Annotated in this window: 11 protein-coding genes and 1 riboswitch; of the genes, 5 read left to right on the top strand and 6 right to left on the bottom strand. The window is 60.0% G+C overall.

Going from position 1 to position 10,920, the window contains the following annotated elements; translation table 11 throughout:
• On the bottom strand, positions 1-719 hold a 719-nt coding region (locus ACIPLA_RS19550), incomplete at its 3' end, for an adenosylhomocysteinase (protein WP_401175160.1).
• Between the two features lie 23 nt (positions 720-742).
• A riboswitch (S-adenosyl-L-homocysteine riboswitch) is annotated at positions 743-841 on the bottom strand.
• Positions 842-1,039: 198 nt separating this feature from the next.
• Between ACIPLA_RS19550 and ACIPLA_RS19545 the strand changes: the two genes are divergently transcribed.
• Both ACIPLA_RS19545 and ACIPLA_RS19540 read left to right on the top strand, forming a co-directional pair.
• Positions 1,040-1,444 carry an acyl-CoA thioesterase gene (locus ACIPLA_RS19545; protein WP_192344883.1) on the top strand — a complete coding sequence of 135 codons (405 nt, stop codon included), beginning with the start codon at positions 1,040-1,042 and terminating at the stop codon, positions 1,442-1,444.
• A gap of 205 nt (positions 1,445-1,649) precedes the next feature.
• Positions 1,650-2,537, top strand: a complete 888-nt coding sequence (locus ACIPLA_RS19540; RefSeq protein ID WP_192344882.1) for a formate/nitrite transporter family protein — start codon at positions 1,650-1,652, stop codon at positions 2,535-2,537.
• 143 nt (positions 2,538-2,680) lie between these two features.
• On the opposite strand, the gene ACIPLA_RS19535 is transcribed toward ACIPLA_RS19540, so the two are convergent.
• Positions 2,681-3,850 carry an MFS transporter gene (locus ACIPLA_RS19535; RefSeq protein WP_401175156.1) on the bottom strand — a complete coding sequence of 390 codons (1,170 nt, stop codon included), beginning with the start codon at positions 3,848-3,850 and terminating at the stop codon, positions 2,681-2,683.
• A 237-nt stretch (positions 3,851-4,087) separates the two neighbouring features.
• Between ACIPLA_RS19535 and ACIPLA_RS19530 the strand changes: the two genes are divergently transcribed.
• Together ACIPLA_RS19530 and ACIPLA_RS19525 are read left to right on the top strand one after the other, a co-directional pair.
• On the top strand, positions 4,088-4,921 hold the full coding sequence (locus tag ACIPLA_RS19530) for an EamA family transporter (RefSeq protein WP_218395270.1): 834 nt from the start codon (positions 4,088-4,090) through the stop codon (positions 4,919-4,921).
• A 50-nt stretch (positions 4,922-4,971) separates the two neighbouring features.
• Complete coding sequence (locus tag ACIPLA_RS19525) at positions 4,972-5,358, top strand: MAPEG family protein (RefSeq protein WP_192344879.1); 387 nt, start codon at positions 4,972-4,974, stop codon at positions 5,356-5,358.
• A 115-nt stretch (positions 5,359-5,473) separates the two neighbouring features.
• On the opposite strand, the gene ACIPLA_RS19520 is transcribed toward ACIPLA_RS19525, so the two are convergent.
• On the bottom strand, positions 5,474-6,646 hold the full coding sequence (locus ACIPLA_RS19520; protein WP_218395269.1) for a murein transglycosylase A: 1,173 nt from the start codon (positions 6,644-6,646) through the stop codon (positions 5,474-5,476).
• Between the two features lie 128 nt (positions 6,647-6,774).
• Between ACIPLA_RS19520 and ACIPLA_RS19515 the strand changes: the two genes are divergently transcribed.
• Complete coding sequence (locus ACIPLA_RS19515) at positions 6,775-7,224, top strand: cytochrome c (RefSeq protein WP_218395268.1); 450 nt, start codon at positions 6,775-6,777, stop codon at positions 7,222-7,224.
• Between the two features lie 16 nt (positions 7,225-7,240).
• Here the strand turns inward: ACIPLA_RS19515 and ACIPLA_RS19510 are convergent, their stop codons facing one another.
• The 3 genes from ACIPLA_RS19510 to metK form a co-directional block, all read right to left on the bottom strand.
• On the bottom strand, positions 7,241-7,636 hold the full coding sequence (locus ACIPLA_RS19510) for a DUF1090 domain-containing protein (RefSeq protein WP_052965034.1): 396 nt from the start codon (positions 7,634-7,636) through the stop codon (positions 7,241-7,243).
• 90 nt (positions 7,637-7,726) lie between these two features.
• Complete coding sequence (ligB, locus tag ACIPLA_RS19505; RefSeq protein ID WP_401175149.1) at positions 7,727-9,406, bottom strand: NAD-dependent DNA ligase LigB; 1,680 nt, start codon at positions 9,404-9,406, stop codon at positions 7,727-7,729.
• A 290-nt stretch (positions 9,407-9,696) separates the two neighbouring features.
• Positions 9,697-10,887 (bottom strand): methionine adenosyltransferase, encoded by a 1,191-nt coding sequence (gene metK, locus ACIPLA_RS19500; protein ID WP_123500165.1) that lies wholly within the window; start codon positions 10,885-10,887, stop codon positions 9,697-9,699.
• Between the last annotated feature and the right edge of the window lie 33 nt (positions 10,888-10,920).

Here is a 10,920-nt window from a genome sequence, read left to right as displayed (position 1 = left end):
AGGGACTGGGCCGAGCCCTTGCCCACGTCACCGTAACCGATGACCAGCGCTTGCTTGCCGGACAGCAGGTGGTCGGTGCCGCGCTTGATCGCGTCGTTCAGGCTGTGACGGCAGCCGTACTTGTTGTCGTTCTTGCTCTTGGTCACCGAGTCGTTGACGTTGATGGCCGGGATTTTCAGCTCGCCCTTGGCCAGCATGTCCAGCAGACGGTGAACGCCGGTGGTGGTTTCTTCAGTGACGCCGTGGACGCGGTCCAGGATCGCCGGGTATTTCTTGTGCAGCAGCTCGGTCAGGTCGCCGCCGTCGTCGAGGATCATGTTGGCATCCCAAGGCGCGCCATCTTTGAGGATGGTTTGCTCCAGGCACCATTCGTACTCTTCTTCAGTTTCGCCTTTCCAGGCGAAAACCGGGATACCGGCAGCAGCGATAGCGGCAGCGGCCTGGTCTTGAGTCGAGAAAATGTTGCAGGACGACCAACGCACTTCGGCACCCAGGGCAACCAGGGTTTCGATCAGCACGGCAGTCTGAATGGTCATGTGGATGCAGCCGAGGATCTTCGCGCCTTTGAGCGGCTGCTCGGCGGAGTATTTGCGGCGCAGACCCATCAGGGCTGGCATTTCGGATTCGGCGATGATGGTTTCGCGACGGCCCCAGGCAGCCAGGGACATGTCGGCGACTTTGTAATCGTTAAAATCTGCAGGCGTGATAACAGCGCTCATGATGAGCCTCCATTCGTAATGTATGCGAATGGGCGCCGTTGTGCGTTTAGTGTCTGGCCGTGGCCAGTCAACGCCCCATCCGAGCCTGACAGGTCGAACCTGCTGCAGCGCCCCTCGGACAGGTGGCGGGAAAACGGTAGCAAGTGAACATTACCGTTTTGAAACGGGGGCGATTATAGCGGGCTATGCTGATCTTCCAAAGCGTTTCTGTTGGTCAATGTCCGAACGGTAATCGAGACCATAGTCGATGCTTGATAGAGCTCTAGTCCGGGCTCTGCCATGATGGCCGGCATCAATCGGCAAGACGGTCAGGAGTGAGTATGAATTTCCACACCCGCAAATGGGTAAAACCCGAAGACCTCAACCCCAACGGCACGCTGTTCGGCGGCAGCCTGTTGCGCTGGATCGACGAAGAAGCGGCGATCTACGCCATCGTCCAGCTGGGTAATCAGCGCGTGGTCACCAAATACATTTCCGAAATCAATTTCGTCAGCGCCTCGCGCCAGGGCGACATCATCGAACTGGGCATCACCGCCACCGAGTTCGGTCGCACCTCGATCACGCTGACTTGCGAAGTGCGCAACAAGATCACCCGCAAGAGCATCCTGACGGTAGAGAAGATGGTTTTCGTGAACCTGGGCGAAGACGGCCTGCCCGCGCCGCACGGCCGGACCGAGATCAGGTACGTCAAAGACCAGTTCAAGGATGATGTGATCGGCGGGTGAAATCGGCGGTGCGGTCTTCGCGAGCAAGCCCGCTCCCACATTCGATCCTCAGTGAGCAGATACTTTGTGTACGACAGAGATCCAGTGTGGGAGCGGGCTTGCTCGCGAAAGCGGTCTATCGGTCAGAGATGATTTAACGGATCACTGAACAGCTTCGAACCCCGCGTGTCGTAGTTAAACGACCTGCCACTGGTTCAGGAGTTTTATGGACACGCCCCAAGACGGCAAGACCCCGGACCTCTCGGCGCAAGAACAGCGCGAGGTCGACAAGAACCAGCCACCGCGCGCGGCGGTGCTGCACGAAATCATTCGCACCCAAGGCGATCAGGAGCTCGAGCGTAGCGTTGCGGCGCTGTGGTGGTCGGCCCTGGCTGCGGGCTTGACCATGGGCTTGTCGCTGATGGGCATGGGGCTGCTCAACTCGCGTCTGCCGGACGGCGAAGGCTTCAAGGTGATCGCCAGTTTCGGTTACTGCGCAGGTTTTCTCGCAGTGATTCTCGCCCGCCAGCAACTCTTCACCGAGAACACCCTGACTGCGGTATTGCCGATCATGAGCAAGCCTACGCTGGGTAATTTCGGTCGGTTGCTTCGGCTGTGGTCGGTCGTGCTGGTGGGTAACCTCTGCGGCACCTTGCTGGTGGCGTATGTGATGCTGCACCTGCCGATTTTCGACACCAAGACCGATCTGGCTTTCCTCGACATCGGGCGCAAGGTCATGGAGAACGACGCGAGCAAAATGTTCGCCAAAGGCATCATCTCCGGCTGGATGATCGCCACCATGGTCTGGATGATCCCGTCCATGGAAAGCGCCAAGATGTGGATCATCATCCTCATCACCTATTTCATGGCGCTGGGAGATTTCACCCACATCGTGGTCGGATCGGTCGAGGTCTCGTATCTGGTGTTTGCCGGCGAGTTGCCGTGGAAGGATTTCTGGCTGGTGTTTGCAGGACCCACGCTGGTGGGGAACATCATCGGTGGCAGTTTTATCTTCGCGCTGATCAGTCACGCGCAGATTCGCAGTGAAAGCGGGCCGCCGAAGACCTCTGCGCAGCGGAACCAGGAGCCCGAACCGCAGAAGATCAAAAAATGAAGGGTAAACGTACCTGATGCCAGTCAGTTCAAGGCGCGAAACCTGTGGGAGCGGGCTTGCTCGCGAAGGCGGTGTGTCAGGCGACATCAATCTTGACTGTGCCGCCGCCTTCGCGAGCAAGCCCGCTCCCACATGGATTGCGCTTAGCCGGACACATTGACCGCGACAGCACTGCGACGCTGCAGGTAGATGAAAAACAACGCCGTCAGCACCGTCAACCCGCTGACCAGTGCGCCGGTCCACGGCAAGTCCGCCAGGTCCGCGCCACTGGCCACAACCAGCCCGCCAATCCACGCACCGGCTGCGTTGCCGAGATTGAATGCGCTTTGATTCAACGTCGACCCGAGGTTCGGCGCTTCATGAGCCTGATCGATGATCAGCAATTGCAGGATCGGGCACAGCGCAAACGCGAAGATGCCCCACAACACCAGCGTGATCGCCGCCGGGATCACTGAGTGACTGGTCTGACTGAAAGCGGCCAGCACGACGACCACCGCCAGTGCCATACCCACCAGAGAAGGCAGCAAGCGACTGTCCGCCAACCGGCCGCCGAGCATGCTGCCCGCCGTCAGACCGACCCCGAACAACAGCAACATGATCGTCACGCCATGCGGGCTGACACCGGTGATGTCTTGCAGGATCGGCGCGATATAGGTGAACACGCTGAACAGACTGGTGGACGCCAGCACACTCATGCCCAGCGCCAGCAGCACATTGACCTTGCCCAGCACTTTGAACTCGCTGGCCAGGTTGGCCTTGTCCATGGGGATGTCCTTGGGCAGCCAGACCCACTGTGCGATGGCCGCAATCACACCAATCACCGACACGGCCCAAAACGTCGAGCGCCAGCCGGCGTATTGCCCCAGCGCGGTGCCCAATGGAACGCCCAGCACGTTGGCCAGCGTCAGGCCGGTGAACATCATGGCAATCGCCTGGGCTCGTTTGTTCGGTGCCACCAAACCGGCGGCGACCACTGAACCGATGCCGAAAAACGCGCCGTGGCACAGCGCCGTGATCACCCGCGCGGCCATCAAAGTGGCGTAGTTCGGCGCCAGGGCGCAGAGGATATTGCCGAGAATGAACATCAGCGTCATGCCCAGCAATGTGGCTTTGCGCGGCATGTTGGCGGTCCCGACCGCGAGGATCGGCGCGCCGAACACCACGCCCAAGGCGTAACCGGTTATGAGCAGCCCCGCGTGAGGAATGCTCACGGCGAGGTCGCGGGCGACATCGGGCAGCAAGCCCATGATGACGAATTCAGTGGTGCCGATGCCGAAGGCGGCAACAGCCAGTGCAAGCAAGGCGAGTGGCATGCGCAAGGTCTCTGTCGGTAGTCTTGACGCTTTGATCAGGCATACGCAGGCCGATGACCGTTCTCGGTGAGAGCGGGCAGAGGCAGGAATTATTGGAATTAGTGTGTGCGCAACTGAGTGCGGCGTGGTCGCTTGCAGTATAAACAGCTGCGGACATATGGCGAATCAATTCTCTGCTCCGCCCATGAGCTGCCGAAGGCTGCGGGGTGGGTGGTGGGGGGAAATAAGGAGTGTGCCGTGCTTGCGACGGTTCTGGTGTTGGTGGCGGCGCTGTTGCACGCGGCGTGGAATACCCTGATCAAATTCAGCGCAGAGCGGCTGTTGGTGGTGGCCTGCATGGACAGCGTGGCGCTGCTGTTTGTCGCCCTGATGCTGCCCTTCGTGGCGCTGCCGCCACTGGAGATGTGGCGGTGGATTCTCGCGTCAGCGGCATTTGAGTTGCTCTATCGCTACCTGTTGATCCAGGCCTATCGGGTCGGCGATCTCGGCCTGGTCTATCCGTTGATGCGTGGCCTGTCACCGCTGGTGGTGCTGGCACTGACGCTGATCTTCGCCGGGGAAGTGCTGACGGCTCAGCAGATCTTTGGCATTTTGCTGATCCCGTTCGGCATGTTGTGCCTGCTCTGGCAGGGCGGCGGCGGGGTGCGTCTGCCGTGGTCAATGCTGCCGGTGGTGGCGCTGATCGGGTTGTGCATCGGTTGTTACACCTTCATCGATGGCCAGGCCCTGCGGCGCTGGTCCCATCCATTGGATTACCTGGTTTGGGTCACATTGCTCAGTGCCTGGCCGTTCCCATTGCTGGCGTTGGTGCGCAAGCGCCCGGCGTTCATGCTGTTCTGGCGCGAGCAGTGGCGGTTGGGCTTGGCGGTCGGGTTTTGCGTACTGTTCAGCTACGCTTTGGTGCTGTGGGCGATGCAGCTCGGCTCGATTGCTGAAGCCGCGGCGCTGCGCGAAATCAGTGTGATTCTGGTGGTGCTGTTTGGGATGCGCTATCTGAAAGAACCTTTCGGCAAGCCCCGGCTCTTAGCCTGTGGGCTGGTCCTGATCGGCATGTTGGTGATGAAGTTTTAGTCGCCCCTGATGGAATTCGATTTTCTATAACTTGAAGAAGGGACTGCGTTATGACGGTTGCTCTGTGGTGCATTTTGATTGCGATCTGCTTGCCATATCTATGCACAGGCGTCGCCAAGTTCAGCGGCGGCAAGTTCGGGCTGAAAGAGAATCACGATCCGCGGGCGTTTCTGGATTCGCTCCAAGGCGTGGCCAGGCGTGCGCATTCGGCGCAGTTGAACAGCTTCGAAGTGACACCGGCGTTTGCGGCGGCGGTGATCGTCGCGCACCTGGCCGGCAATGCCGAACTGGTGACGATCAATGTGCTGTCGGTGCTGTTCATCACCAGTCGGCTGCTCTACATCATTTGCTATCTGGCGGACTGGGCGATTCTGCGGTCGTTGGTGTGGGCCATTGGAGTGGGGTTGATTGTCAGTTTCTTTGTGGTGTCGGTTTAAAGGCAAGACCAAAAGATCGCAGCCTTCGCAGCTCCTACATTGGCCGCGAGCACCGCAATATCGCGGATGAACATCGATCCCTGTAGGAGCTGGCGCAGCCTGCGATCTTTTGCTTTTAAAGTGTGTCAGCCACCTGCGGCACTTGCGGCAACGCCGCCCCTTTTGGCCAAAGCATCCAGATCTGCCCCTGCTGTTTCATGTCGCCGGCCAATTGCCCGGCCGCATCCCCCGTGCCCCAGAACAGGTCCGCGCGGACCTCGCCGGCAATCGCGCCGCCAGTATCTTGCGCGGCCACCGGACGTACCAGTGCGCTGCCATCCGGGCGTGTGGTCGATAACCACAACAGGCTGCCGAGTGGAATCACCTTGCGGTCCACCGCCGCGCTATAACCTGCGGTCAGCGGTACATTCAGCGAACCGCGCGGCCCTTCATTGCTGTCGGGGTTGCGGGTGAAGAACACGTAGCTGGGGTTGCTGCCGAGCAGTTCGGGAATGCGCGCAGGATTGGCCTTGGCCCAGGTGCTGATAGCGCCCATGGTCACGTCTTCTTTCTTCAGCTCACCCTGGTCCACCAGCCAGCGGCCGATGGGTCGATAGGGGTGGCCGTTTTGGTCGGCGTAACCGACGCGCAACTGACGACCGTCATCAAGCTGGATGCGACCCGAGCCCTGGATTTGCAGGAACTGCAGGTTCATCGGATCGGTCAGCCAGGCAATCACCGGCGCCTTCACGCCTTTGGTTTCAATGGTTGCCGCATCGTCGTACGGCTTGAGCACGCGACCTTCGAGCCTTCCCCGCAGGCGCTTGCCTTTGAGTTCCGGATAGATACTGTCCAGAGAGACGATGATCATATCCTCGGGTACACCGTACACCGGGATGTTGGCTTCCTCGGTCTGGGTCAGGCTGCCGGGGTACACCGGTTCGTAGTAACCGGTAATCAGGCCGTTGGGGTTGTCATTGGCGGCACGCAGGCCATAGACGTCCAGGTTCTGTTTGAGGAAACCGCGGATGTCATTGGCGGTTGGCTGCACATTGGCGGAAGCCGCACAGGTGCCGCCCCAGACCGGGTCGGCCTTGAGCCGGGTACAAGCGCTGCGCCACGAGCCGAAGCCGGCGACGAGGTCGTTGTCGGACACTGCCGGAAGCGCTTCCCAGGTGGCGCTGGAGTAGGTCGCCAGTGCGTGGGTTTTCGGTTTGCTGCTGTCGCCGCCGGTGCAACCTGCCAGTACGGCCACCATCGGAAGGGTCCAGGCCAGATTGTGACGCCATGCCTTGAAACGGCTGTTCATGGAGTAATTCCTTTGCCGGCTGCCTGAGTGCTCCATGCGCTCAAACAACCCGTATTGATAATAGGGCTATTGGTCTTTGCCGGTGACGCGAGGATACTGGCCGCCGTTTCCAGTGACCTGAAGCCACCATGATTCTTAAAAGACTTTCCGTTGTATTGCTGGCCTGCCTGACCTTGTCCGCCTGCGGGGGTGTCGACCCGAACTCGCCGCTGGGTCAGCGCAAGGCGATCTTCAAGCAGATGCTCAAGACCGGCGAAGACCTGGGCGGTATGTTGCGTGGGCGTATTCCATTCGATGGCCCGAAATTCGCCGACGGCGCGGTGAAGCTCGACGCGTTGTCCCATGAGCCGTGGAAACATTTCCCGCAGGTGCGCGAAGAGGATCACACCAGCGCCAAGGACGATGTCTGGCAGAAGCAGGCACGTTTCCAGGAGCTGGCCCGCACCCTTGAAGGCGCCACCGGTGAACTGGTGATTGCCAGCAAGGTTCAGCCCTACAAGGTCAGCAACCTGGGGCCGGCGGTGCAGAAAGTCGAAGATGCCTGCAGTGCCTGCCATAAAGAGTTTCGGGATCATTGATTGCAGAAAAGATCATTTACTTATCCAGCTCATCCAGTGCTTCCTGCAACTCCTTGCGCGATTGAGCCAGTTTGTCTTTGCGCTTGTTGATCTTCTCGGCGTCGCCTTTTTTCATCGCCTTCTCGAGGTCGGCCTGACGCGTGCTGACTTCGTGCTTGGCGTCGAGCACCTTGTTTTCCCGTTCCTTCTTCAAGGAAGCGTCGGTGCAATGGGCAGTGACTTCGCTCAGGGCGGTTTCCAGGCCAGCCTGTTGATCGGCGTTGCCGCGGGACTTGGCCAGTTCGATCTGGTTGATGATGCCTTGTTTTTTGGCGGCGCAGCCGGTCAGGCCCGGGGCATCTTCGTCGGCCATCAATGGAGCGGCCATCACGCTGCACAGGGTCAACACGGCAAGCGGTGAAAGAAGTTTCATAAAAGCTCCAGGTGAAAAATTCGATATAGCGATGGGCTGTTTGAGCGCATCGGCACCTTTGGGTTCCCGGTTCTCAGAGCGGGCTGGCGTCTAGAAACCGTCAATCCCGGCAACACGTAATGTCTCACTCAAGGCCAGGACCTGCGGGTCGCGGAAAAATGCGCTCAATTGCGCTGCGCGCCCCGGGCCGATGCCGGCTTCGGCCTGCCATTGTTCGGTGTTTCGTTGTGCCAGCGCCTGCCATGAGTCGGCGAGGCGTGCCTGGCCAGTCGGCGGCAAACCCAGGGCTTTGAGCCAGCGAGCGAATGGGCGTTGCCGGGCGCTGTTGAAACTGTCCAAAAGACGAGCACTGCTGCGCTCACCGAAGCCGTCAATCTTAGCAAGCTCTTGCTCATCAAGGGTCAACCAATCGACCAGGCTGTCGAGGCGTTCGGCCTTGAGGAGTTTCTCCCAGGTGCCCGGCCCGACATGAGGCAATGCCAACCCCTGTTTACCACTGAGCCAGGTCAGGCGTGCGAGGAATTGGCTTTCGCATCCGGGTGTGGGCTGCCAGCAGCTCAAAGAATGAAAATCTGCCGCAAGCGGTACGTTCAATGCCGGGCGTTCGGTGCTGCGCAATACGACACCATCGAGCCTGGGGATGGTCAGCCCCGCCAGGCTGATAGCGACCTGATCGCCCGGGCGAATATCCAGCGCTTCCCAGCGGTGCAGGGAGCTGACACTGACGCGCCTGATCTGCCGGTCGTCGAGCATCACCGGTATCAGATCCAGCACCGGTGTGATCCGGCCGGTTCGTCCAATTTTGAAGTGGACCTTGCGCACCTCGGTCAGCGCCTGGGCAAAGGGGTATTTCCAGGCGACGCTCCAGTAAGGCGTTTTCGCCTGCCAGCGCTCGGCCGGTGGGCGCTGGTCCTGGCGCAGCACGACCCCATCGCTGGCAAAGGGCAGGGGCGAGCGATACCAGTGCTCGCGCCAGCGTACGGCATCGACAAATGCCTCGATCGGCTGACTGTAGGGTGCCGTACTCGGGAACCCCAACTTGTCCAGAGCTGCCACCCGGTCGGGCAGGCTTTTCGGGCCTTGCGGCCAGTCCCAGACAAACAAACCGATACCGGCGGCCTGCTCGGCGCTCAGCGCCTTGCGTGCCATCAACCCGGCCACCGTGGCGCGGGCATTGAGGCTGCCGGCCTCGGCTTGTACGTGTTCGGTCAGGCGCCAATAGAGTTCGCCTTGGAGCAGCAAGTCCAGCGACTGCGAAAGTTTTTGAGGGATGGCGGCGATCTGGCGTGCCGAGGCTGTCCAGTCCTGGCCGTTTACCCCGTCCCCCCGACTGATCGCCCGGTGCAACCAGCCATTGCGATAAATCAACGTCACCGCCACACCGTCAACCTTGGGCTGAATCCACACCTCGCCCCGATCTTTCAGCCAGGCTTCGACGGCGCGCCCATCGCGCAGTTTTTCCAAACCGGTGTGGGCGATGGGGTGAGCAACCGTGCCGCCGGCCGTACGCAATGGTTCGTCGGAGGGGGTTGAATCAAAACACTCGCGCCATTCGGTCAGTCGTGCACGGGACTGATCATAGAGTTCATCGGCGATCAGCGATTGGCCTTCACGGTGGTAGCTATCGTCCCAGCGATCGATTTGCAGTTGCAGGGTGGTGATTTCTTTCTGTGCGCGAACTGGTGGCCAATCGGGGCATTCGGCGGCATTGGCGGTCTGGCTGGCGAAGGTCAGCAGGAAAGCGAAAAACAGGCGCAGGTTGGGCAGCATCGAGAGCGTCCTTGCTCAGTGGGATGCTTGAAGGCTAGATCAGTACTGGTAGGCGCGAAGGGTGGTTTTTTTGCTGAGTGTTTCTGGCATGAGACAGAGGTGACTGGGCTGGCCTCTTCGCGAGCAAGCCCGCTCCCACATGGGATCTTATGTGTACACAGATGCTGTGAGTGACCGAGATCAAGTGTGGGGGCTTGCTCGCGAAGGCGGCGACACGGTCTCAAGCAGCAGAACAATAAAAAGCCCCGCACGGCGAACCGTGCGGGGCTTTGGGTACCGCAGGAAAAGTCTTACAGGCCGGCGGCGACACGCAGGTCGTCGGCGCGGTCGGTTTTTTCCCAAGTGAAGGTGGTGAACGTATCGTCGCCCACAGTCTTGGTAGCCGGAGTGCGACCGAAGTGGCCGTACGCAGCGGTTTCCTGGTACATCGGGTGCAGCAGGTCGAGCATGGTGGTGATTGCGTATGGACGCAGGTCGAACACTTCGCGAACCAGTTTGACGATCTTGTCGTCGCTGATTTTACCGGTGCCGAAGGTGTTCAACGAAATCGACGTAGGCTGAGCAACACCGATCGCGTAGGAAACCTGAATCTCGCAACGCTCGGCCAGGCCGGCCGCGACGATGTTCTTGGCCACGTAACGACCGGCGTAGGCCGCCGAACGGTCAACCTTCGATGGATCCTTGCCGGAGAACGCGCCGCCGCCGTGACGGGCCATGCCGCCGTAGCTGTCGACGATGATCTTGCGACCGGTCAGGCCGCAGTCGCCCACCGGGCCACCGATGATGAATTGGCCGGTCGGGTTGATGTGGAACTGGGTGTCTTTGGACAGCAGCTCGGCAGGCAGTACGTGCTTGACGATCAGTTCCATCACGCCTTCGCGCAGGTCTTTGTACGATACGTCAGGGTTGTGCTGGGTCGACAGTACAACGGCGTCGATACCGACAACCTTGCCGCCTTCATAACGGCAAGTCACTTGCGACTTGGCGTCCGGGCGCAGCCAAGGCAGCAGGCCGGATTTACGGGCTTCAGCCTGACGTTGAACCAGCTGGTGCGAGAAGGTGATCGGCGCTGGCATCAGCACGTCGGTTTCGTTGCTGGCGTAGCCGAACATCAGGCCCTGGTCGCCGGCGCCCTGGTCTTCAGGCTTGGCACGGTCAACGCCCTGGTTGATGTCGGGGGACTGCTTGCCGATGATGTTCATCACGCCGCAAGTTGCACCGTCGAAGCCGACATTGGAGCTGTTGTAGCCGATGTCGAGAATCACGTTACGGACGATGTCTTCCAGATCGACCCAGGCCGACGTGGTGACTTCACCTGCGATGATTGCAACGCCGGTTTTTACCAGTGTTTCGACCGCTACACGGGCGAATTTGTCTTCAGCAATGATGGCGTCCAGCACCGCATCGGAAATCTGGTCGGCGATTTTGTCCGGATGCCCTTCAGACACGGACTCGGAGGTGAAGAGGGAGTATTCGCTCATCTCGATTTTTTCCTGAATTTACCGATGGTGAGT

It is taken from the genome of Pseudomonas sp. NPDC086112 (assembly GCF_044746425.1).
In the GTDB taxonomy this organism is placed as follows: Bacteria; Pseudomonadota; Gammaproteobacteria; order Pseudomonadales; family Pseudomonadaceae; genus Aquipseudomonas.
This window is presented reverse-complemented; position numbering and strand designations above follow the sequence as displayed.

Coding starts and splice junctions, on each gene's coding strand:
- ACIPLA_RS19525 (WP_192344879.1), top strand. CDS start 4,972: ATGACGGTTGCTCTGTGGTGCATTTTGATTGCGATCTGCTTGCCATAT.
- ACIPLA_RS19520 (WP_218395269.1), bottom strand. CDS start 6,646: ATGAACAGCCGTTTCAAGGCATGGCGTCACAATCTGGCCTGGACCCTT.
- ligB (WP_401175149.1), bottom strand. CDS start 9,406: ATGCTGCCCAACCTGCGCCTGTTTTTCGCTTTCCTGCTGACCTTCGCC.
- ACIPLA_RS19535 (WP_401175156.1), bottom strand. CDS start 3,850: ATGCCACTCGCCTTGCTTGCACTGGCTGTTGCCGCCTTCGGCATCGGC.
- ACIPLA_RS19540 (WP_192344882.1), top strand. CDS start 1,650: ATGGACACGCCCCAAGACGGCAAGACCCCGGACCTCTCGGCGCAAGAA.
- ACIPLA_RS19545 (WP_192344883.1), top strand. CDS start 1,040: ATGAATTTCCACACCCGCAAATGGGTAAAACCCGAAGACCTCAACCCC.
- metK (WP_123500165.1), bottom strand. CDS start 10,887: ATGAGCGAATACTCCCTCTTCACCTCCGAGTCCGTGTCTGAAGGGCAT.
- ACIPLA_RS19510 (WP_052965034.1), bottom strand. CDS start 7,636: ATGAAACTTCTTTCACCGCTTGCCGTGTTGACCCTGTGCAGCGTGATG.
- ACIPLA_RS19515 (WP_218395268.1), top strand. CDS start 6,775: ATGATTCTTAAAAGACTTTCCGTTGTATTGCTGGCCTGCCTGACCTTG.